We start from the raw sequence: 20,826 nt of genomic DNA, 5'->3' as shown, positions 1-20,826 counted from the left end.
GGTTGCAATGAGTACAAATGTGATTTTGTTTACTTTTACGTTTCCCATTCTTTCTGATTTCCGTAGAGCCGCAGTATGGACATTGCACAGTAGATGACCTCAATTCATCTCTCTATTATGCAATGCCTAATTTTTTTATTAATAAAAGCTAAGATATCAACCCTCATGCGTGGAATAAATGCAATATTTGCATGAAAAACTGGAAAGCTATTAATTTCACCTAATCGAAGATTGCCATCAAAGTCAAAGCTGAGTGCTTGGTAGTTGTATGCTTCAAGATAAGCTGCTAGTTCTAAAGCCCTTGGGGACACTTTACCGTCTGGTGAAGGCATATCAGCTTCCAATACTATAACTGGAGAGTCAGCACCAAGTAATTTATTTGCTCCCTTCAATATTTCTATTTCTAATCCCTCAACATCACATTTTATAAAATCAATAGTTTGAGTGCGATTTTCCAGGATCTGGTCAAGAGTTGTTACAGATACTTCTACACAGTCACCATGTTTTTGATCCATAACAAGACTATTAAAAGCTGACTCTAAAATTGTTCGATTTTGAAATTTTAAACTTCCAGGTTTTTCAGCAATTGCTAGACAGTGTAATTTAGCTTGCGGAAAATGAGTTAGGTTTTTTTGAGCAATAGCGAAAGTTGCTGGACTGGGTTCAAAACAAATTACTTGCCCTTGTCTACCGACAAGCTTACATGCTAAAAGTGCCTCATAGCCGAAATGTGTCCCGATATCTACAAAAACTTGACCTGGACGGACTAAAAAGAGCATTAATGCTGTAATTGCAACTTCAGAGTATCCGAAACTCAGAATAGATGTGGAAACCGTTTCGCCTGTAATGATTCGCATCTGCTCACCAAAAAACAGTGGAACTGATACTTCTTGGTGCATTCCTATCTTTTGAAGTAATTGTGCTACCCAAACGGGTCGACGCCGCCAAGTACAATCCCATCCACCAGTTTGATTTTGATCCCACCAACGAGCAAATTCGATAAGCAGTTCAGGATGTGCTGGATATTTCATTGATTGAGACCTAAACTAGAAGAAATTTTATTGAGACTAGTAGATAGTGTATGGTCTGTTAACGCTCTCTTTTGTCCTCGACACCGTAGTTTATTTCTTTTCTCAGGACTTGCTTTTAAAATTCGTATTTTTTCGATCAACTCTTCACATGAGCGATAGGTTTCTATTTCCTCGCCTAGCTCATACAAATGGTCTAGCCCTTCAGTCCACTCAGTCAAATAACAAGCTCCCATCATTGGAGCTTCTATATCACGCATCCGAGAGTAAGTATTAGGTTTGAAAAATGAATATTGATAACTCGGGTATCTGTTGATACCCAAACTAATTGTACTTTGCTGAATAATAGCTGGGTATTCGTCAGTATTTGGTTGTTTTTTAATAAAGCCAGAAAAGGTATCATCTGAAATTCTGGGTAGAGACTTAGCTTGTATCTTCCTAACCCACGCTGTAATACCTTGATTATTCACAAATTTTAATTGATTTATAGCAGTATACAATATGTTTTGATGCTGTTTAGAGGAATCAGATAAAGTGGATGTATTTTTGCTCCATCCAGCACCTCGAATCTCAATTGGAATATCAGATTTTAGAACTTGAGCAAGCAATACTTCACGTTGTATATCACGGGAACCAATAAAGCTCACACCGTAATTTTCTGGGTGGTTACAATTTCTTTGATGAGGTGGAATCCAAACAGGCATAGGTGCATAAATATAATTAAGTCCTGCCTGTTGATACATTTTGAGAGCTTTAAATTCTGGAACCCAATGTAAGTCAAAACAGTAAAATTCTTTAGGAATCCGCGTAAACTCTCTGACGTTATCACAAAAAAAATTGACACAGGGTATACCCAAAGCTTTAATCTCTTGAATTGCTCTTGGCTCAACTTGTTTAGGGAACAAGTAAGCAAGAAACAAATCAATCGGTTTAGTTTGATGGTGTTGTTTTATTGATGATATAATAAGGTTCCAAGTACGATCACGCCATTCCCTTAATGCTTCCTTTTCTAAATAAACTAAACCTTCAGCCCAATCTACCTTCTTTGCTTCTACCCATTCATGTTGTGCTTCTTCAATTCCATTTTTGAAATAGGTTTCCCAGAACTGGTATGCAGGTACGGGATGTTGTCGTTGCGATTGTAGACAACTCAGAAATATCCTCATGATGTCATTATGGTTTCACTTAATTTTTGGAAAATAAAACATCCGTTTGGGATAATTTTCTACCGATAGGAGTGTTTATAGCTAGAGCGTACAAGTAAAAATTATATTGATGTAAAAATTCTACAATTTCATGAAATAATGCTTGTCCTTTGTAAAACTCTATAAAACTAACCTCACATATTATATACTTAGCATTAATAAGACAATTTATAGCACCGCGTAAAGCTTCTAACTCATACCCTTGTATATCTAATTTTATTAAATCTGGCAAAGGTAAATTATATTCTAGAATATATGCGTCTAAAGGAAATATATTGACCTTCTCTTCTCGTTCTGTAGTAATGCCGAAACAATCTTTAGTAGCTTCAGCAATTTCTAAAACACTAGAAGCATCAGAAAAACTAGTTACTTGCATATTAACTGAACCATAACTAGAGCCTAAAGCTACTTTGTGTAGATAAACATTAGGGACATTCTGTAGTGTTTGCTCAAATTTATCGTGGTGTATTATCAATGGCTCGAAAGCATGAACAGTAACTTGGGGGAAATTTGCTTTTGCTAATAGCGTCCAAGTTCCAATATTAGCACCTATATCATAAATAATTTTAGGGTAATCTGTTTTAATAATTTCTAAAAACTCAAGTGAATCAATATGTCCTAATTTTAATGAGAATGCAACTGTTCCTCTAAGTTTATTTAAACGTCGTCGTCGTTGAATTTCAATAGCTAGACGTTCAATTAGTAAAGCTGGATTATAAAAAAGTTCTAATCTCATAATTTTTATTTTGCCTCTAAGACTGTTTTTTTAATTATTTGAATTTCTTTGGCTAATTTCCAACCTATAAAGCTTTTCATAAACTTAAATAGAGGACTACCATCAGGCTTAATGTCTGAACCACCAAAAGATTGAACTTTTGCCTCTGCTTTTTTTACTAAGTCAGGTACATTGGGGTATGCGGAATAAATAAAGCGTTGGAAAGCTGTAGCACAGGCATGACGGGTGCGTGGGTTGTCTTCTACAGCAAGCAAGTAACTTGAACATAGTTTTATTGATTGAAAAGCTGATTCCAATGCCATTCTGGATTTTTGAAAACTTAAACTGCTGGAAATACCGGAACGGTAATAACTTCTTGCTCTAGAGCAAAATTTTACACCCTTACTAGCAAGTAATACACGACAAAAGTATTCTCCGTCATCATTGAGAGATAGAGTTTCATCCCAATAACCAGCTGCTTCAGCGATTACACGTGGAACTAACCAAGCAGCAGGGTGCATCATACCCCCACCCTCCCAAGAACAAATTAACCAATCAATAGCAGACATATCACTCCAAACTGGTTCTGGAATAAATTGTGCTTCTGTTGGTGACTGCCAAAATCGAGACCATTTTCCTGATATAATAGTACTTGACGTTTCTGTTTCCAGAAGTTGCATTTGCAGTTCAATTTTATCAGATGCTAATAAATCATCAGCATCTAAATATTGAATGAAGTCCCCCTGCGCCTCTTGAAGTGCTTTATTTCTAGCGGCACTGGCTCCCCGATTAGTTTGGCTGATAACTTTAACATTGGGTGACTCGAATTTTCTAGCAACTTGCAAGCTGCTGTCAATTGAGCCATCATCTACTACAATTATTTCTATATTTTTCCAAGTTTGCTGTAGAGCAGATTCTAATGTCTCTGCTAACCAAGGTTCAGCATTGTAGCAAGGTATAAGTATAGAAACTAAAGGTTTCATAAATTTAATTATTAACTAATGTAACAATAATTTTTATAAGAAAATCAAGTAGTGATTTGCTGACGAAGCTGTGGTTTAAGAAATCTGATTAACCGCTCTCTTACACGAATAGCAAAATAAGGATTAAAACTACATAAAAATCGAAACAAAGCACTTAAATTATTTGGGGTTTCATGGTGTATGGATATAGCGAGATCCACACAGTTATCAGCAATCTCCCAATCTAAATAAGCAGCCGCAACTCCAGCAATCCCCCAAAGCTTTTGAGCAATTTCGTGAGAGTATTTCCCATTGAGAGACTCAGCAACCTTTCGCATAACATGAAATTGTGCTTTGGTACATTTAATTTGATTAGCGGCAGACATAGAATTAGCTCTACAGTAGTTGATAATTGTAACTGTAGAGTCAGCAGCAAATTTTAAACCTGCGATCGCCATCCGACAATGGAATGCTACATCCTCGTTATAAAGGACTAAGGGATCTGTATCATAACCACCTGCCTGTAGGTATGCTGAACGACGATACAATCCACAAAACGGATTAATTTGTTCTCGAATTGTGTAGGCGATCGCGTCTCGTCTTAATTCAGCATCATCAAACTGACGAATCCCAATCAACTCTCCAGTATCATCTCGCCGACATTCATAGTTGAATAAAACAACATCTGGCGAATTGTCTAAAACCATCCATTTGCGAGCTTGTTCTACAAAGTTAGGATATAAGGCATCGTCGGCATCATGAAAATGAATCCACTCACAAGTTGTGTGTTCTGCTAAGATATTTTTGCCATGAGAACAGCCGCGATTTATCTCTCCTCTAATAACTTTAGCTTCAAACTCAGCAGCGACTTTACCCGTTTCATCAGTGCTGCAATCGTCATAAACCCAAATTTCATCGAACGAAATTGTCTGTGCTAAGGCAGACTCAAGCAATCTTGGGAGGTAAGCTGTAGCATTGTAAGCAGGAATACACAAAGCTAAAGAAGGATGACTCATAGCTATCAACTCAGAAATTTTTTCAAACTGCGTTTCACTAGATAATTACTCAACTCACGCAAAGGTAGATGGTCAAGAAATGATAATGGTTTTTCTAAAGGTTTTTTAGGAGAAACAGCATCCACTAACCAAGAATTAGGACGAATGGAAAATTTGCCTTTATTAATCAGCTTTTCATAAATTTCTAATCTTTGTTGAGCAATTGCATTAGGTTCAAGTGTTGCCTTGACAGTTTCTTGAGCGGCCTTGCCAATTTCTTCTCGTTCTGCGATACTCCAACTCAGTAGAGTATCCAACCTGTCTGCTAAATTCTGCGGTTCTCCTTTTGTAAAAGTTAACCCATTGACCCCATCAGTAATTAAATCTGCTGCTCCAGCCCCTTGAGAACACAATACAAGCTGTCCTTGAGCCATTCCTTCTACACAAGTATAGTTAAATACATCCCAAATAGACGGTACAAGCATAAAGTTTGCCATCGATTGAAGTTGGCAAGTTTTTTCTGGAGAGAATGTTCCTAATGGCTGAATTTTTTTTCCCCAAATATCAGGATAGGTTTGTGTAAGATAAGCAGACATTGAAGTTTTTGAATCACGATAAACTGTATCACGACCAATCCAGTCGATAGTAGGGGCTTTTCCTCCAAGTAATTTTAGGGCTTCACAGAGAATTGTTGGGCCTTTCCAGTGCTGAATCCGCCCTACCACTAAACCATTGGCAGATTTTTCTAATGGTTTAGTCATGGGTTTATAAGGTATAGCAGGAGGAACATAGGTAACATCTCTACAAATCAATTGTTTCCAAGCTTTCACGTTGGCATGACTGTAAGTCTGTAACTCATCTGCAATTGAGAGTAAGCTTGATTCTAATAAGCGAACTAAACTGCCTTGCAATTGGCTATCAAGTTGAGGATCATGAAAATCTATTTGACCAATGCTGGCGTGGAGTTGGACAACAGTAGGTGGACTGTTTTTTGAGACAATCCAAGGAGCAAACAACATACCCCAATCTGTTGTTTCAACTAAGTCATAGCCTTGACCTCCATTTACCTGTTCCCAGGCTGTCCATGCTGCTGCAAGATGACGTTGAAATTCTGGAATTGCATGGTAACGATCAAATTTAGCAAGATTAGCATTGATCGCCTGGGGTTTGAGAAATTCTACAATCAATCCGTTTATCTGATAGTCGGTTAATGCTGGTGAAAAAGCACTACCAACTATTACATGGACTTGATGCCCTTGAAGAGATAGTTCTGCTAACAGGCTACAGTAAAAAGTTGCAATTCCACCACCAGAGCAAGGTGGATATTCGGGAATGATGAATAGTAACTTCATGCAAACATTGGAGCAAAAAAAACATCAAATCTAAAATTTAAAACATTGATATTTCTTTGCCACTCAAGTATGTAGTAGTAATTTTCAGTTATGTAAGGTAAATATTCGTAGCTAATAAATATAATCTTCATTGGTAAACTACACTCCCGCAATCAGCAATCCTCACAAGACCATGATCAGAGCGATATGACCACATTGCTTCATTTACAATGGCAGGATAAATCTCAAAGGTCAAAGCATCTTCTGTTTCTAGGTAACACACAGGATCATTCGTACGATAAACAAGTACACTAGCTCGATATTGACCAGGAAAAAGTTGCAATTTAGATAGTGTAAATACAATTTCTACCTTTTTTGTTAGCACAAAAGGAGCTACACCTTCTTCTATACTACAAATACTAGAAGCTAGAGTACCCATTGCATCATAAATTCGCACAACAATTGCTGCATCTGTTAGTGGCTCATGTGCATATAAATTTAGTTTCAATAAATAATTATGATTAAAAATAGGAGAATATATAATATCACCTGTTTCAGAATCTTGGAGTAATACCTCAGTTAATTCAATTCCGTAACGACTGATTACTCCAGAAAATAAGCGTTTACTCTGATCAGCATTCAGATAATGATTAACTACCTGTTCTGCTCCACCTTCAAAAACTAAGGTACCATTTTTCATAAGAATAGCTGAATTGCAAAGCTGGCGTATAGCAGCCATATTATGGCTAACAAATAAAACTGTACGTCCACCTTGGGCGACATCTTGCATTTTGCCCAAACATTTCTTTTGAAACTCTACATCCCCCACTGCTAACACTTCATCCACAATTAATATCTCTGGCTCTAAATGAGCAGCTACAGCAAACGCCAAGCGCACATACATACCGGATGAATATCGTTTGACTGGTGTATCCAAAAATTTTTCGACCTCTGCAAAGGCTACAATTTCATCAAACTTACTCTTAATTTCTGCTTTACTCATCCCCAGAATTGCACCATTGAGGTAGATATTTTCTCTCCCAGTCAACTCTGGATGAAAGCCTGTACCTACCTCCAATAAACTAGCTACTCTGCCTTTAATTTTGATGTTTCCTTGGGTGGGTTCAGTAATACGGCTGAGAATTTTTAAAAGTGTAGATTTACCTGCACCGTTGCGTCCAATAATTCCAACTCTATCACCTTGCTTAATCTCAAACGAGACATCTTTTAACGCCCAAAATTCTTCCTGATAATTTGCAGGTTTAAATTTTTGATTTTGAAACGACTTAAATAAACCTTTAGCACCGTTAGCTATGACATCTCTGAGGGCGGTGTATTTTTCCTGTTGTTGGTGTCCAATAATATATTTTTTACCCAGATTTTCTACTCGAATTATAGTATCCGACATTGTTTTTTTAGTTATCAGTTAATAGATTCGTTTTTTAATAACAAGCAATGAGTAAAGGCGCACATACAAAACTTTACGATGCGATCGCCTGTATTGAATATAAGGGCTAGAGAAGACAAATAGTTACTCAGATATTGCTCTATCAAAATCATCTGTGGTATTACACAAAAACTCAGAATGTAAAATTTCTTCTATTTTATAAGGACAAGTTTCTAAAAAAGCCGCTAACCCTATTCCTGTTTCTGCGGATGCTTCCCGACGAGCATTACGATAGGCTTTTGGCAGAATTTCAGGAATGTACTGATATAGACTAGGCTTTTCTTCTAATAAATCTTGCAAATCATCCCGTTGGTTAGCAATTGTTGTAAACCAACTAACAGATCGTTTCATGGGCTGATAATGCCACTTCAGTAAATGAGCTAATAAAACTACTAAGCGGTTTTTTAACTCATTTTTTTCTCGAATGCCCATAGCATCTAACTCTTCTGCCAAATTTTCCCAGTCCAGAACTGTGACATCTCGACTAGCTAAGGCTGATTGTTGCTGGGCTAACCAAGCCAAAAAATCTTGTTGATAGAGAGATGAATCAGACATGAAGCTTTGCAACCCTTGCTATTTACAACTCATCTGGGTCTACACCAAGCGATCGCAATCTTTGAGCCAATCGTTCAGCCCGTTGATGTTCTTGTTCGGCTCGTTCCTCTGGAGTTAGAATCCAGTTACCTGTAACGTCATACCAACGCAGCCATAGACCTTCTGTTTGTTGATAGTGTCCTTGCCAAAGCCCTAAGCCTAACTGTAATTCCTCAAACCAGAATTTCGGCTCTGCAAGTGCTACTGCTTGATATTGCGTTGCTGTTAATTGAAACACTCGCAACAAGTTTTGGTAACGGTCAAACACAACGTAGTAAGGAATGCGTAAGTTTTGTTCGTAAACTTGCCATTTTGTCGGGGGTTTGTTGGCATCCCTTAATGTTTGTCCTAAATCTTCTGCTTCTGTACCGGGGGAGAGTAACTCTACTACTAAAAATGGTGCGATCGCTTCTTGCCAAACAACATAGCTGAGGCGCATTTCTTGTTGTTGTTGAGCGCGAGATACGCCTAATACTAAAAACCAATCTGGCCTTTTATGCCACAACCGATTGCGGGCATCATAATACAAATTTAAGTCTGTACCAATGAACATTTCCCCAGAGGGATAATTTGGTGGTTGGCAGGTTTCTCTCAATAGTTGGGGTTGGAAGTCGTGAAATTCGTCAGGCAAACCAGGCTCCTCTGGATCTTCGCTAGGAAGATCATACATGGTGGGCATCGTTTCCCACGGTGGACGGGGATGATTTTGCTCAGGCGTATCTTGATCTTCTGGGTCTTCGCTGGGAAGATCATACATTGTGGGTAGGACTTCACTGGGGGGAAGCGGTGGGTTTGTTTGGTACATGACGGTCTTTATTTCCCAGGATGATCTACTTTAATTTTATGTGATGACCGATGAGCTTAGACAACAGTACTAGATGACATCTGCAAATGTCCGTTCCATTTTGCGGAAGTACCAAATTCCACTAATTAATAGTAGAAATACTAGTGCCAGTGATAGCAGAAATCCCGGTAAATATAAGTTTGATTCTCCCCCTAAAATTGCCCAACGAAAACCATCGATTACGCCAACAATTGGGTTTAAAGAGTAGAGAAATCGCCACTGTTCTGGAACTATGGTGCTACTAAATCCTACTGGTGATATGTATAAACCAAACTGCACAATAAAGGGAACAATATAACGAAAGTCACGATATTTAACGTTTAAAGAAGCCAGCCATAATCCTGCACCCATTGAAGCAGCAAAGGCAATAGCAATAAACAATGGTAATGTCAGAATCCGCCAACTAGGAACAAAGTTATACCAAGCCATCAACCCCAACAAAATTATCCCCGAAATCATGAAGTCTACAAAGCTGACTACAACTGCGCTGGTCGGTACTATGAGACGGGGAAAATAGACTTTTGAGATTAAGTTAGCATTGCCAATCAAACTATTGCTGCACTCTGATAAGGAATTAGCAAAAAACTGCCAAGGTAACATGGCAGAAAACACTAAAATTGGATAAGGCGCACCTTGAGAAGGTAGTTTTGCTAATTGTCCAAAGACAACAGAGAACACAATCATTGTTAGAAAGGGACGAATTAATGCCCAAGCAATACCGATCGCTGTTTGTTTGTACCTTACCAAAATGTCACGCCAAGCCAGAAAATAAAATAATTCTCTATAGCGCCATATATCTTTCCAATACTGCTGTTCGGTGCGCCCCGCTTCAATCACCAACTCTTGTTTGGAGACATTTTTCGTACTACTCATAGTTATTGATTGAAGATTAATATTTTGATAAATAAATTAAGTCACAAACTGAAATCCAGCAAGACCTTGATAGTTAACATCTCTGGCACTTTTCTTCGTAAACTCTCCTACAGAAGGATTTCCCTGAGAATCAATCACTCCTGTGACTTGCTGCCACAATTCTTGTGGCGCTATTGAAATTTCATAGGTGCGATCGCCAGATTTACGAACGTAATACCATTTCGTCTGTTGACACTCTTCACACCAAAAAGCTTCTAACCATTCCCCTTCTATAGAAACTGTAGTCTGAGTTGCTACTAACATTAAGGCATTTCGCCGACTCATACCTCGTTGCTGTAACTGACCTGCTTGGTCAGCGAACATTTTATGTTTTTGACTAACGCTATCGAGATAGCAGCCATGAATCGGACAGTAAATAGCCCGTCGTTTAGAACGTTTCCGATTTCGGTCACACCTTTTCTGCAATTCTACCCCCTGTATACATAAAAACCATGAGCCAGGAAGGCTAAGTTGGAGGGACTGAGATCAATAAGACCATCAAAGCCCAACTCCGAAAAATACTGCCAAAATATTCAATTAGAATTATGAGTTTGTTTGTTTCTGCTATTTTTGTTGCTTAGTTATTTCGCAACTCTAGAAATTTTACAAAGCAATTTCTCTGCTAGATTGAGAACTTGATTTATGTTGAAATAAATTCTATTCCAATCAAGCTCTTAACCTTGTGTTGATGTCATAATATTTTTATACCATGTCGTTGAAGATTTGTGGCTTTATTCATTTCGTGTTTTTAGGAAATTACGGAACTTTAATAACTCCAATATGCTTACTTTACATTGCTTTCCGATACAATCATAGCTTCATCAGAAGATACTGCCTGCTGCAAAACACGTAAGTATTGTTGAGATATAACTTTTGGTGTGAAGTGCGATCGCAAATACTGACGACCTGCCTTGCCCATCCGTTCGCCTATTTGCGGATCACGGCTAAGAAAGCGAATAAATTGTGCTAAACCTTGACCGTCTCCATTCTCAAAGGTGCCACCACAGTCAGCTTCAGCCACCATTTCTCTCAGATATGAAGACTGGGAGCAAATGACAGCAATTGGTCTTCCAGAGGCTAAAGCAGAGTAAAGTTTGCTAGGCACAACCAAACCCTCTGTAATTGCATCCACACTCACTAGTGATAAATCACAGGCTGTTAAGGAATAGGGCAGCACTTGCTTATCTTGATAAGGTAAGAAGGTAAAATTCTTCAGCCCTAGCTGATTTACTTCCTTGATTAATTCTTCGCGTTTGGCACCACCACCAATGCAGACAAACTGAATTGGTTCGTCCTGCAATTGCTTTGCAGCTTCTAACATGGTGTCGATGTCATGGCAACGACCCATATTTCCAGAATAGAGGACGGTAAATTTATTAACTAAATTGTACTCTTGGGCAAACCAGTTTTCTGATTTAGGAATCGGCACGATCGCATCTGGGTTAGCCCAGCTATGTATTACCGAAATTTTATCAGCAACTTCAGGACAATGTGATATTATCTTTTGCTTCATCGCCGGGCTAAGTACCACAATCCCCTTAGCTTTTAGCCAAACCTGTTTGTTAATTGCATTCCATAAGCGCACCAGCCAGCTGTGTTTGGATACTACCCCTAGGGCGATCGCAATATCTGGGTATAAGTCATAAAGTATGCAGACATAGGGCAATCGGAACAATAAATGAGCCAAATATCCTAAGACTGGTAAAAATGGAGGGGCTGTTGTGACTAATAATATGTTGTTACGTCGCCAAGCCCTGAGCAGATATAGTAAAGTGCGTAATGTATAGAGTACACCATTAACAGCTTTACCACGAATTCGTCCTGGCCAAAGTTGAGCCGTGCGCGATCGCTGAATTCTTATTCGATCCACCAATTCAACGGCTGGAGCCGTCTGAGATTGAAACGCATAGCCAGGTTGGCTTGTAAATACCTCAATATTTACCCCTTGTTGCCCTAGCTGTTTCACAAGTTCTTCAATCAACTGTCCTGTAGCAGCATAATCAGGGGGGAAGAACTGAGTGATTACAGACAGTTTTATGGATTTTGGTGCTTTTATAGAAGGTGCATTTTCACCTTCTATGGGGATAGAAATGGATTGTACAAATTTTTTATTAATCCATTCATTTAGTTTCATCGGCTGTGTCATAGTTGATCAATTATAAATTTTGTTGAAGACACCACCGAACTGCTCAAGCCATTAATCTTATAGACATAAAAATACAACCTAGATTAACGATTTTTGATTAATTTTTAATTTCCGTTTTTCCAGGGCTATAAAAAATTTCTTGAATGCCACTAAACAACATCTGAAAATTACCTGTATTACTTGTTGTATCTAGGCTATCTCTCCAGCTTAAATTCTGATTTAATGCTTTTTTTTTTACACTGGGAACACAAGGGAGGAACACAAAAGCATTGTTAATCATGAATATTCGCTCTTACTTAATAATTTTTCTCTATAGTTACGAATCTCCTAATGTTTTTGTTTACTAAGTGTGATCACGAGATATACGATACCATGTTTTAAAGATGACTGGTATCCTTTATATAAAGTTCATTTTCCTAGAACATTTTTTAGATGTTTCTTCATAAAAGCCATGTTTTAATTTATATTAAATTTTATGTAGAGCAAGTACCAAAAAGTAAATATAGCTACTAAATCAACTTCCGGCGATACGCAAAAAGATTACACGCAAGAGGTTTGTTTTGCTACCCAATCGCCCTTGTAGTAGAGCAAAGATGGGCTGGCTCGTTTGGTGTTAACGATTAAACAAAGACTGCGACCTAACTTTTTGCAACTGTGGAGACACTTATTTACCTGGCCATGATTGGGATTATTGTGAGGTAATTGGCGCAAAATTTGCCCGTTTATGATTTTTCCAACATCATCTCATTAACCGAGTAATTGACACTTACACAACATCTAAATAAAGCTGCTCTAAAGGTAATCTACACATAGAATAATTAAATCTTTATAATACAGAGGTGTTATGTCAATTAGGATCTGTGTAGATACTTCTGCGGAAGTTTATTTAGTCTGGGCATACTTCTGTGTATAAAATGTATAACATAGCACTTTGCATTTGCTTTAATCAGTATTTTTTATAAAAAATGGCCACTAAAAAGTAATTATTAGCACAGGCATACTTTATGTGTAATAGAGAGATGGAAACATTTCCATACTAAAATCTTAGTTATTTTAAGTAGGTCGGCAGAATAAAAGCAAACTATGTAAAGAAATATGAATAAAGCTAAAACCCTCTTCCCTCCTGCCCTCTGCCTCCTGCCTCATCCCAATGATAAATATTCACGCCGACTTACTTATTACAAATAATTAAAACATAATGAGTAACCAACCTTACCAAAGCTTAAACGCTGAACAAAATGGCAACTCTAAACTTTTATTTTCTCAACCACAGCCTGTTCCTGTTCCCTGGAGCGAAGAACAAGAAGAAAGTTTTAGTATACAGGATTGGCTAAATGTATTAAGACGGCGATCACTAGTCATAGTAGGAGTATCTATGACTGTGATGGTAGCTGTGGTTGTGAATGTAATGTTCAGTAAACAGCCAATAGAATATGAAAGCAATTTTTTTATGTTGGTGGAACCGGTTAATGATGATAGCGAGGTAGTGAATATTGTTAAAGATACCAACTCAAGCAACTCAAAACTAGATTACGACAGTCAAATCATAGTTCTCAAAAGCCCTGAAGTAATGAGAAACACACTTCAGGAATTGAGAACTTCTTATCCAGAGATTACCTATCCATCTCTACTCAAATCTCTAACTGTTAATCAGTTAGGCGAAACTAAAATTATAGAAACGCGTTATCGAGGGAACGATGCAACTCAGGTTAAAAAAGTATTAGAGCTAATTGTCAAAGATTATTTAGAATATAGCCAAGAAAGGCGACAAACCAAACTACGCCAAGGGATTCAATTTATTAATACACAATTACCATCCATACAAAGCCGAGTTAATCAAATTCAACAGGAACTGCAAATTTTTCGCCAAAGATACAATTTTAATACCCCAGAGAGCCAAGTAGATTCAATTGATAGACAAGCTAGTTCCTTAGCTGAAGCACGACAGAATATTAATCTACAGTTGACACAAGCGCGTAATCAATTAAGCCTTCTTCAGACAGAAAAGGGAAAAACAACAGTACTCAATAGCGCTTCTTTATATCAGCAACTTTTAAATCAGATAACGCAGCTAGACACTCAAATTGCCACAGAGTCAATAGTTTTGCAGGAAGAAAACCCCAGGCTGCAAACTTTGAAGGAAAAAAGAAACAGTTTGCTGCCAGTGTTACTTCAGGAAGAAAAGCGTTTTTTAAATGTAAGAGCAGCAGAATTAAACAGTCAACTTCAATCCTTAGAAGTGCAAAGCAGAGAAATTACCAAAATATCACAGCAACTTGAACAACAACGTAAGCAAGTGCCAATTTTGGCACGACAATATACAGAAATACAGCGCAAATTACAATTCGCTAATGAAAGCCTAAATCGTTTTTTATCAAACCGCGAAAATTTACAAATTCAGATATCACAAACAGAGTTAGGTTGGCAGTTAATCCAACCACCTAGTCAGCCAATGTTGGTTACTGCTTCTAGTCGATTACGCAACTTAATTATAGGCTTGTTTGTAAGTATAGCAGTAGGTATTGGTGTCGCTTTATTACTAGAAAAAACAGACAACACTTACCATAATGTACTAAAACTTAAAAAGAAGATACACTTCCCTTTGTTAGGGAATGTTCCCTTTGATAATGAAGTCAAAGCTCTTCAGTCGCGTACTTCTAAATCAAAGTTTTTTCCAGTCAAACTATTTAATTCCTTGCTAGAAGGTAATGAAGATTCAAGTGTTGCAATTGCTCAAGAATATAGCAGTTATTCAACAGAATTTTTAGATGCTTTAAGATTCTTGTACACAAATATTCAACAAATTAAACCTAATTCCCAAGTACGTTCTTTAGTCATTAGTTCAGTTATGGCTGGTGATGGAAAATCTATAGTTGCTTTTTATCTAGCTCAAACAGTCACAGCAATGGGGTTGCGAGTACTACTTGTAGATGCAAACCTTCGCAACCCCATGATTCACAACCTAGCAAATTTAAAAAACCTATGGGGATTGAGTAGTTTACTATCTACAAATTTACCAGTAAGTGAAGTTATTCATAAACTACCTTCTATGGAGCAATTATCTTTGATTACTGCTGGCCCAGCACCGGATGATCCGATAAAATTACTTGCATCTGAAAAAATGAAGCAACTAATGACAGAATTTCATAATGATTATGATTTAGTAATTTACGATGCTCCTCATTTCTTTGGATTATCTGATATTAGTGTGATATCACCCTATACAGACGGGGTTTTGATGGTTGTAAGGGTAGGTAAAACAGATGCTTCAGTGATAGAGCAAGCTTTAGATTATTTAAAGATTTTGCCGTTGAATATATTGGGTGTGGTTACTAACAGTTAAAAAAGCGGTTTAATGGATGTTTATAAAATACTGGCATCGGTAGGGTGTGTTATGCCGTAGGCTAATGTAACATCACATATTTTCTGCACTTTAATATACTTACATATTTAGCTTTAACAGCCATCAAATAACTATGCTGCTAGTAACAGCGTTTTATTGTTAAAGTGCTTACTATATCTAAGCTTTTTCCTCACAATACCCAATAGCCTTGAGGAAAAAGCAGAGTCAGTGAAGAACAATTAAACCTTAGTATAATTAAATATTTTATTTTGATGAATAATTGATGAAGTTGCGGCGTATACCCATTGATTTACGGAAAATTTCACCGTATATTTTTAACACACTGTTCTTTCAGGTTTTTAAATGATGAAAATTAGTCCAGTTTTTTCTGCTTTGTTGGTAGGAGCAAGCGTTGCAGTTGTAACAACTGTTGCTAGACCTGCGGCTGCTATCACTACTTCCTTTGGTTTTCAGAACATTTCAGGAGCAAATAACACAAATGGCGATGCCTTTGCTGGTAGCTTTAGATTAGATGTAAGCGATCTGGGTAACGATACAGTCAGATTTGCATTTAACAACTCTGTTGCTAACCAAGCCCGCATTGATCAGGTTGCTTTTGGTGGTTCACAAGCATCTACTCTACTATCTAACTTCCAAGTCAATGTTAATAACCTTGGGGATGTCGAGTTTCAAATAGACAATAGTCCTAATTTGCCACAAAGCGGAAATATTTTAGAATGGGGTACTACAGTCTTTAGTGCAACTAGAGTACCAGGGCAAAATAACGTCAACTCAGTGCAAACAAACGAAACCTTAGGAGTTAGCTTCACGGCTCATGGTAACTACCAAGCTGTTATCAACGCTATTCTTGGTCGTACGTTATTAGCTGGTATCCACGTACCCGCGTTTCCGAATGGTAGTGATAGCTTCGTTAACTCCTCTACACCAGTACCTGAACCTATCACCATGCTTGGTCTTGGTGTAGGTACTATAGGTATGGGTGTCTTAAAGCGCAAGTACGGCAACAAAGAAGCCAAAGCAAAAGTAGCAGTTTAATCACAGTTTAAATAACTTTGATTAAGATAACAGTGAGGCTAGATTCTCTCAAACATATGTCACTTGCCTAATCAGAATTTTAATAATTAAGAAAGGTCAACTTTGACATAAATCACTTTTCTCAAAATTTGGTGTGTTTTCTATTTTCTTGCTGAATTCTAAATAATAATAAAAAAAGTTAAACACTCAAGCATTTATTATAAAAATTCAGGCGTAGGTGTAGGTTGGGTTGAGGAATGAACCCAACATCCGCGCATAATTTGTTGGGTTTCACTGTTGTTCAACCCAACCTATTTTTCTAAAAATCATACTCTGCTTCGTTTTCATCTGGTAGAGTTCGTTATGGACGACAATCCCAACGCACCATTGAAGATTTTCGGTGCGTTAGCCAATAGGTACTTATAATCACGTTTATATGGGAGCAGTTGCTTAATAGAATGTTTATTAGCCTGATATATGCGGTTAGATAATTACACCCTTGCTACTTATACTCCTGGCGCACCCTTATGGAAACAAGTATTGTGGTATTTTCTGGGTTCACCTTTAGTACAAAATCGTTGGTTGACTGTCTCAGGCTTCAAGGTTTGGATACTCCGCAGTTTTGGCGCACAGATTGGTGAAAACGTTCGGATAAAACCTGGAGTACGGATTAAGTTTCCCTGGCGGTTGACTGTAGGTGATCATGTTTGGATTGGAGAAGATACTTGGATTGATAACCTCGCGCCTGTAACTATCGAAAGCCATGTGTGTATATCTCAGGGTGTCTATCTCTGCACGGGCAATCACGACTGGAGTGATCCCAATTTTAAGTTAATTACTGCCCCAATTTATATTCAAGAAAGTAGCTGGATTGCGGCTAAGTCAGTAGTTGGCCCTGGAGTTACCATTGGTAGAGGAGCAGTATTGACTTTGGGTGGAGTTACAGGGCGTTCTTTAGAAGCGATGACTATTTATGCAGGTAATCCGGCTCAACCAATCAAGCAGCGCCAGATTTAATTCTATGTACAGTATCGCAACATAAATTTTTCGGTAATTGTATATAAATGCTCATTTAAATGAGATAGTGCTTGTTCTGCGATCGCTTTTGGTACGCCACCATAATATGCTTGGGCAATACCACCTGTAATACAAGCGATGGTGTCACTGTCACCACCTAAAGAAATGGCATTGCGGATGGCATCTTCATAATCGGTAGATTCCAAGAAGGCGATAATAGCTTGGGGGACAGAACCTTGACAGGAAACATCAAACTTATAGTTAGGTCTAATTTGGTCAAGGGTGATTTCTAAATCGTAGCCAAAAGTATTTTGAATATAAGATTTAATCGCAGGTTTATCATGGCCTGTACGCGCCAGAAATACTGCTGTGGCTGTGGCTTGAGCGCCTTTAATACCTTCAGGATGATTATGAGTAACTTCAGCACAGCGTTTTGCTTCTTGCAACACAGCATCTAAATTATTAAATGCAAATCCCACCGGACTTACTCGCATTGCAGAACCATTACCCCAACTGTTGTATGGCTCACTGTTGCTAGAGGTTGCCCAATTTCTAAAAGTGCCACCATAACCAGCGTAGGGATAGCGACAGAAATAAGACTTAAATTGTTCAATGTATTGACTGCTGTGCAGCAACTCACCAGCATCAAGAATTATCTCTGCCACTGCTACAGTTAGCACAGTGTCATCTGTGAAGCGACATTGCCGATTAAATAGCGGAAAATCTTTGGTTTTGATATTGTTGACTTCATATACCGAACCAATAATGTCACCTGCGATCGCGCCTAGCATACTGATATTCTGGGATATTATTTAGTTGTGTTTTTCCAGCCTTACGACAGCATTGTAATCTGGTACTCCTTCTAGCGATCGCTTAGTTTTATCAAGCAGTACATTTCCCTCTGGCCAATGGACTTGTAAATTTCCGCGTTGGATAGGTGCAATATAAATCCTTCCTAGTAATTCCCCCAAATCGTTCTTCAAAATTACCTGATCTCCATCTTTTAAATTCAACTTAGTTGCATCAGCAACATTCATTAACACCGCCTCGCGTAATGCCCCAGTAATTGCATCTTTGCGTTCTTGCACCATACTATTAAATTGCTTGCCTCGACGTGTAGCTACCAAGAAACAGCCTTCAGGGATTTCTTTTGGGGATGGAGATAAAGGTGTAAAATGTGCTTTGCCATCTGGTGTAGCAAAATTCCAGCCAAAGCATAAATGGGAACCACCATATTGAAACTGGTCACCTGCCTGTTGTAAGTGTTGAATACCGGCATATAATGGCACGACTTGAGCAATTTCTTGGCGGATAGCTGCCGTACTTTTAAACCCTATTTTGTCTGCCAAATCTGGACGCACCCGCTTTGCCAATTCCATAAACACTTCCCACTCTGGAAGCGCCTCGCCAATACGCGAACCGGGAATTTCCGGGCTGAAAATTATCCGCCGTTCCGTAGAGGTTTCTGTTACTCCCCCTGGTACTTCATAGCGAGTTGTTGCAGGTAACAATATAACTGTGTCTGCTGGTTCTACTAACATTTGGCTAGAAAGCACAATATCCATATGCACTCGCAGCGGTATACGTTGCAAAGCGCCTTCTACATAATCTGGTTCTGGTAGGACTTCTAAAAAATTCCCCCCCACAGAAAACAACACATCTAACTGCCTTTCGTAAGCAGCATCAATCATTTCTGGTGCTATTAAACCTCTAGTGCTAGGCACTTCAAAGCCCCACTGTTGACTCAAATGAACTGCATTTTCTGGGTTGATGGGTTTGCCACCAGGAAACACCGTAGCATAACATCCCATCTCTGCACCGCCTTGCACCCCAGAGTGACCACGAATCGGCATTAAACCGCAACCTTCCCGCCCGACAAAACCTTTAGTCAGCGCTAAATTGATGATACTGCGGACATTATCTTCGCCGCATTCATGCTGAGTAATGCCCATACTCCAAACAAACACAGCTTTATTGGCTGCTGCAACCATTTTGGCAAAGGCGTGCATATCATAGCGGGTTGCGCCTGAAAGCCTTTCTAATTCTTCCCAAGATTGTTGTTCTAAAGATGCCTTGAGTTCTGTAAATCCTGTGGTGTAACTGTCTATAAATGACTGGTCTACCCATCCGTGAACAATCATGTGTTTGATTGTCCCATTCAAAAATGCCATATCACCGCCACCGTTTACCAAAAAGAAATCTTCGGCAAACTTAGTACCAAACAAAGCGCTTTCCACAATTGAAGGCACCCAATACCTTTCCATTCCTGGCTCACGGTAAGTATTAATTACCACAATTTTCGTGCCAGCTTTTTTAGCGTAGTGGAGATATTTAACGGTGACTGGCTGATTATTGGCAACATTGGAACCAATAAAAACTAATAAATCAGTGCCTATCCAGTCTTTATAAGAACAAGTGGTAGCCCCCGCACCCAGAGATGTTTTCAGGGCTGCGGTACTTGGAGAATGACAGATGCGGGCTGCATTATCAATATTATTACTGCCCATTGCTCGTACAGCTTTTTGGGTAGCGTAATAAGTTTCGTTGACAGTGCCGCGACTAGTAATGTAAAAACTGAGTCTTTCTGGTGTGGTGGCGCGGATACGACTGGCAATTAAATCTAAAGCTTCATCCCAGCTAACGCGGTAAAATCCTTTTTCCCCTCGTTGGCGCATCATCGGATAGGGAAGTCGCCCCAAGTCGCGTAGTTGAGAACTTCTTTGAGTTTGTAATTGCGATACATCTTTAAGCAGATGCGGGTTTAAAGCTGGCATGGTGTTCATCCGCAACAACCGCAACCGGACATTGCAGAGATGGATACCATCTAGCGTCCAATCTTTCATTCCAGTTGTCCCTAAAGCACAGCCATCACATACACCTTGATTGAGGATATTCCAGGCATAGGGTAGTTTGTCGCGGGACAGCCAAATTGCTCGAAATACTTCCCAGTAGTTGTTTGGATACTGTTCGCCAATGCCGAAGGGCTTCCAACTTGCCCAGTGCTGGGGTGTCCAATATTTCTTGGGTTTAGGTAACATAACCAAAGATGTACAAATAAATTATTCTGCATAAAACTAATTTGCCAGATTCCAGCACAGCATTTGGATCTGCCTAATTAATCTTTATTTTATTTTTTACAGATAAAATTTTGCTCGTAGATATAACTTTTGACGGATGCTTGTTGAATCAATTACTGATGTCAATCATCGTTACAGTTATAAGTATTTGTACCTTTTGGTATATGACTTATTA

18 protein-coding genes and 1 pseudogene are annotated in these 20,826 nt (G+C 38.6%); 3 read left to right on the top strand and 16 right to left on the bottom strand.

Annotation, left to right across the window (positions count from 1 at the left end; all coding sequences use genetic code 11):
- From IQ259_RS27745 to IQ259_RS09715, 14 genes and pseudogenes are all read right to left on the bottom strand, one after another.
- A pseudogene (locus tag IQ259_RS27745) lies at window positions 1-88 on the bottom strand (IS1 family transposase); the annotation flags it as partial.
- A gap of 16 nt (window positions 89-104) precedes the next feature.
- Window positions 105-1,031 carry an FkbM family methyltransferase gene (locus IQ259_RS09775; protein WP_193884117.1) on the bottom strand — a complete coding sequence of 309 codons (927 nt, stop codon included), beginning with the start codon at window positions 1,029-1,031 and terminating at the stop codon, window positions 105-107.
- Complete coding sequence (locus tag IQ259_RS09770) at window positions 1,028-2,194, bottom strand: glycosyltransferase (protein ID WP_193884114.1); 1,167 nt, start codon at window positions 2,192-2,194, stop codon at window positions 1,028-1,030. Before IQ259_RS09770 ends, IQ259_RS09775 begins: the two co-directional genes overlap by 4 nt.
- 19 nt (window positions 2,195-2,213) lie before the next feature.
- Window positions 2,214-2,969, bottom strand: coding sequence for an FkbM family methyltransferase (locus IQ259_RS09765; RefSeq protein ID WP_193884112.1), 756 nt, complete (start codon window positions 2,967-2,969; stop codon window positions 2,214-2,216).
- A gap of 5 nt (window positions 2,970-2,974) precedes the next feature.
- Window positions 2,975-3,931, bottom strand: a complete 957-nt coding sequence (locus IQ259_RS09760) for a glycosyltransferase family A protein (protein WP_193884110.1) — start codon at window positions 3,929-3,931, stop codon at window positions 2,975-2,977.
- A 44-nt stretch (window positions 3,932-3,975) separates the two neighbouring features.
- Window positions 3,976-4,926 carry a glycosyltransferase family 2 protein gene (locus tag IQ259_RS09755; protein WP_193884108.1) on the bottom strand — a complete coding sequence of 317 codons (951 nt, stop codon included), beginning with the start codon at window positions 4,924-4,926 and terminating at the stop codon, window positions 3,976-3,978.
- Between the two features lie 5 nt (window positions 4,927-4,931).
- The gene (locus IQ259_RS09750; RefSeq protein ID WP_193884106.1) at window positions 4,932-6,257 is read right to left on the bottom strand and encodes a glycosyltransferase family 4 protein; all 1,326 of its coding nucleotides are present in this window, start codon (window positions 6,255-6,257) and stop codon (window positions 4,932-4,934) included.
- A gap of 127 nt (window positions 6,258-6,384) precedes the next feature.
- Window positions 6,385-7,644, bottom strand: coding sequence for a polysaccharide ABC transporter ATP-binding protein (locus tag IQ259_RS09745; protein ID WP_193884104.1), 1,260 nt, complete (start codon window positions 7,642-7,644; stop codon window positions 6,385-6,387).
- A 123-nt stretch (window positions 7,645-7,767) separates the two neighbouring features.
- Window positions 7,768-8,238, bottom strand: a complete 471-nt coding sequence (locus IQ259_RS09740; RefSeq protein WP_193884095.1) for a DUF29 domain-containing protein — start codon at window positions 8,236-8,238, stop codon at window positions 7,768-7,770.
- 22 nt (window positions 8,239-8,260) lie between these two features.
- A complete protein-coding gene (locus IQ259_RS09735; RefSeq protein ID WP_193884093.1) occupies window positions 8,261-9,082 on the bottom strand; it encodes a Uma2 family endonuclease in 822 nt (273 codons plus the stop codon).
- A 69-nt stretch (window positions 9,083-9,151) separates the two neighbouring features.
- Window positions 9,152-9,994, bottom strand: a complete 843-nt coding sequence (locus IQ259_RS09730; RefSeq protein WP_193884091.1) for an ABC transporter permease — start codon at window positions 9,992-9,994, stop codon at window positions 9,152-9,154.
- A gap of 36 nt (window positions 9,995-10,030) precedes the next feature.
- Window positions 10,031-10,459, bottom strand: coding sequence for a hypothetical protein (locus IQ259_RS09725; RefSeq protein ID WP_193884089.1), 429 nt, complete (start codon window positions 10,457-10,459; stop codon window positions 10,031-10,033).
- 358 nt (window positions 10,460-10,817) lie between these two features.
- Entirely contained in the window at window positions 10,818-12,167 is a 1,350-nt protein-coding gene (locus IQ259_RS09720; RefSeq protein ID WP_193884125.1) for a glycosyltransferase family 4 protein, read from the bottom strand.
- Between the two features lie 109 nt (window positions 12,168-12,276).
- Entirely contained in the window at window positions 12,277-12,459 is a 183-nt protein-coding gene (locus IQ259_RS09715; RefSeq protein ID WP_193884087.1) for a hypothetical protein, read from the bottom strand.
- 918 nt (window positions 12,460-13,377) lie between these two features.
- On the opposite strand from IQ259_RS09715, the gene IQ259_RS09710 reads away from it, so the two are divergent.
- The 3 genes from IQ259_RS09710 to IQ259_RS09700 all read left to right on the top strand — a co-directional run bounded on the left by IQ259_RS09710 (window position 13,378) and on the right by IQ259_RS09700 (window position 17,574).
- Entirely contained in the window at window positions 13,378-15,522 is a 2,145-nt protein-coding gene (locus IQ259_RS09710) for a polysaccharide biosynthesis tyrosine autokinase (protein WP_193884080.1), read from the top strand.
- 363 nt (window positions 15,523-15,885) lie between these two features.
- Window positions 15,886-16,578 (top strand): PEP-CTERM sorting domain-containing protein, encoded by a 693-nt coding sequence (locus tag IQ259_RS09705; RefSeq protein WP_193884078.1) that lies wholly within the window; start codon window positions 15,886-15,888, stop codon window positions 16,576-16,578.
- Between the two features lie 456 nt (window positions 16,579-17,034).
- On the top strand, window positions 17,035-17,574 hold the full coding sequence (locus IQ259_RS09700) for a WcaF family extracellular polysaccharide biosynthesis acetyltransferase (protein WP_193884076.1): 540 nt from the start codon (window positions 17,035-17,037) through the stop codon (window positions 17,572-17,574).
- A 2-nt stretch (window positions 17,575-17,576) separates the two neighbouring features.
- On the opposite strand, the gene IQ259_RS09695 is transcribed toward IQ259_RS09700, so the two are convergent.
- Entirely contained in the window at window positions 17,577-18,365 is a 789-nt protein-coding gene (locus tag IQ259_RS09695; RefSeq protein ID WP_193884074.1) for an ADP-ribosylglycohydrolase family protein, read from the bottom strand.
- A gap of 21 nt (window positions 18,366-18,386) precedes the next feature.
- Window positions 18,387-20,612, bottom strand: a complete 2,226-nt coding sequence (locus tag IQ259_RS09690) for an FdhF/YdeP family oxidoreductase (RefSeq protein ID WP_193884073.1) — start codon at window positions 20,610-20,612, stop codon at window positions 18,387-18,389.
- Window positions 20,613-20,826: the final 214 nt, after the last annotated feature.

The sequence above is a fragment of the Fortiea sp. LEGE XX443 genome, from assembly GCF_015206815.1.
In the GTDB taxonomy this organism is placed as follows: Bacteria; Cyanobacteriota; Cyanobacteriia; order Cyanobacteriales; family Nostocaceae; genus Nostoc_B.
The sequence above is the reverse complement of the archived record's forward strand: the minus strand, read 5'-3'. Positions and strand labels throughout refer to the sequence as shown.